Origin of the sequence: Vibrio sp. M260118, from assembly GCF_036533755.1 — a bacterium.
GTDB lineage: Bacteria > Pseudomonadota > Gammaproteobacteria > Enterobacterales > Vibrionaceae > Vibrio.
Window position 1 is genome coordinate 1 of sequence record NZ_JATABG010000468.1, and the last position, 2252, is coordinate 2252.

A 2252-nucleotide genomic window follows, 5' to 3' on the forward strand; every position below is an offset into this window, starting at 1 on the left:
ACTTTCAATGAGAGCGCTCAGATAGGTGCAATGATCTATTATGCAGCTGAAATGCAGTTAGGCGGTACGCCAGATCATGCAATGATGGAAGAGCTATTTGCTGCCACTCAAATGGGTAACGGAGCGACCTTAACAGACAAAAAAGCAGCGCTAGATGCTGCATTTCAAAGCAGAAACCTAATCAGCCCATATGATTTTGACCAAGAGCAGCAAGGCAAGCTTTTCGAAGCGATTAAAGTCGCAGATGAAATCACCACTCAAGGTCAAATAAATGCAGTACCGACTTTCATCGTCAATGGTAAGTACCAAGTAATCACTAGCGGTCATAAAGACGTGGCCGATATTGCTAACACCATTACATTTTTACTTTCTCAACCTTAATTCAACGGATAAGATTCATGTCTAAATTTGTTTTCCCGATTATTATCTTCATTCTAGCGGGCTTTTTTATCTATCGTACTTACACTAATCATAAAGCGAGTGAGTCTAACTTTGCTGCTGGGCAAGCCTTCTTAACAGAAAACGAGAAGGACGAAGGCGTTGTAATGACTGAAAGCGGCTTGCAATACAAAGTGCTTCATAAAGGTGAAGGCACGGAACATCCAATCGCTACTAGCACAGTAAAAGTTCACTACCACGGTACGCTCATCGATGGAACAGTGTTTGATAGCTCTGTAGAGCGTGGCGAGCCTATCAGCTTCAAGCTAAATCAAGTTATCAAGGGCTGGCAAGAAGGCCTTACCTACATGAACGTAGGTGATAAGTTCAGGCTCTTTATCCCTAGCCCACTCGCATACGGCAAGAATGGAACCGGCCCAATCCCACCAGCAGCAACATTGATTTTTGATGTAGAACTGCTAGAGATTCAGTAAATTAGCCCCAAAACGTTAAATGATAAAAAGCCAATCGATAGTGAATATCGATTGGCTTTTTTAATATTGGAAACTTAATAGGCTCTATTTGTATTTGTCTTGGATGTACTTTTTGCCCACATCGACGATTGCAACATCTTTAAAAAAGCTACGCCCCAATAACAGTGGGAACGCTAAGTGTGTACGATCAGTTAGAGTAAAGTCGGTCTTGTCTTTTAAATCACCGAGCTGAATCCAGGCTTCAACCACTGGTCGTTTGTGTGAGTCTTCTGTGTTGGTCGATTGACGGATTTTGACCCAACGCTTAACAGGTAACGCGATCTCTCTGCTCTTCACACCGTCGTGTTCGATTTTAAACTTAACCCAATCCTTACCATCACGCTCGAAGGGAATAATATCTACAGCACTGATTGACGACGTCGTCGCACCTGTATCTACTCGCGCTTTAAAGCTCTCTTCCAAGCCTGGAACATACACCCACTCTTCCGCACCTAAAATGAGCTTACCATCAGAGGTTTTCTTAGCTTGAACTTCAACAACTGGAGGCTTAAGCTCTGGCTCTGGCTCGACGGGTTTAACGACCTCGTCTTTTGGCTCTTCTACGCTAGGTTTTTCCGCTTCATCCTTTGGTTGCTCGACCTGAGGCTTTGTCTCTGGCTCGACAGGAGGTTGTCCAGTTGTTGAACACGCCATCAAACCACCACTCAAGATGAATGGGATCAGTGTTTTCCAAGTTTTAATCATTTGCGCACCTAATTCGACAAACAAAACTGACATAATAGCGGGGCTAAATGTTTTAGCCCCGACACGCTTAGGATACTTTAACTATCGCCTCGGCAACGTAAGGAATGTCCTTTTCTGTCAAACCTGCGATATTAATTCGACCGTCGCCAACACCATAAATTCCATATTCTTCACGGAGTTGCGTCATTTGGCCCTGACTAAAGCCTAGCACAGTAAACATACCCTTGTGACTCTCTATAAAGTCGAATTGTGAAGTATTGTGGTTATTTCTCAATTCGTTACAAAGCGTACTTCTTAGATTCACGAGGCGCTGTTGCATTTCGCTAAGTTCTTGTTTCCAAACTGTGGTTAACTCAGCATTGTTCAGAATGGTTTTAACCAATGCTGCGCCGTGGTCTGGCGGCATGGTGTAAGTAGCCCGAGCTAGGGTTAGCAACTTACCTTTAGCGTTGTTAACTTCACTCTGAGACTTACCGATGACGATCGCCGCACCCGTTCTTTCACGATATAAACCAAAGTTCTTAGAGCAAGAAGTGGTGATAAGCATCTCTTCAACGTTATCTGCCATGAAACACAAGCCCTTTGCATCTTCTTCTAAACCATCACCGAAGCCTTGGTAGGCAATATCAACAAATG

The 2252-nt window shown here is 43.7% G+C and carries 3 protein-coding genes and 1 pseudogene; 2 read left to right on the plus strand and 2 right to left on the minus strand.

Features of this window, described 5'->3' with window-relative positions:
* Together QTO00_RS18460 and QTO00_RS18465 are read left to right on the plus strand one after the other, a co-directional pair.
* A pseudogene (locus QTO00_RS18460) lies at positions 1–381 on the plus strand (thiol:disulfide interchange protein DsbA/DsbL); the annotation flags it as partial.
* Between the two features lie 17 nt (positions 382–398).
* Positions 399–872 (plus strand): FKBP-type peptidyl-prolyl cis-trans isomerase, encoded by a 474-nt coding sequence (locus QTO00_RS18465; protein WP_331426072.1) that lies wholly within the window; start codon positions 399–401, stop codon positions 870–872.
* A gap of 84 nt (positions 873–956) precedes the next feature.
* Here the strand turns inward: QTO00_RS18465 and QTO00_RS18470 are convergent, their stop codons facing one another.
* On the minus strand, positions 957–1613 hold the full coding sequence (locus QTO00_RS18470) for a putative ATP-dependent zinc protease (protein WP_443088947.1): 657 nt from the start codon (positions 1611–1613) through the stop codon (positions 957–959).
* A gap of 70 nt (positions 1614–1683) precedes the next feature.
* Positions 1684–2252 (minus strand): aminotransferase class I/II-fold pyridoxal phosphate-dependent enzyme (locus QTO00_RS18475; protein WP_331426074.1); only part of this gene is annotated, 569 nt, incomplete at its 5' end.

Coding starts and splice junctions, on each gene's coding strand:
- QTO00_RS18465 (WP_331426072.1), top strand. CDS start 399: ATGTCTAAATTTGTTTTCCCGATTATTATCTTCATTCTAGCGGGCTTT.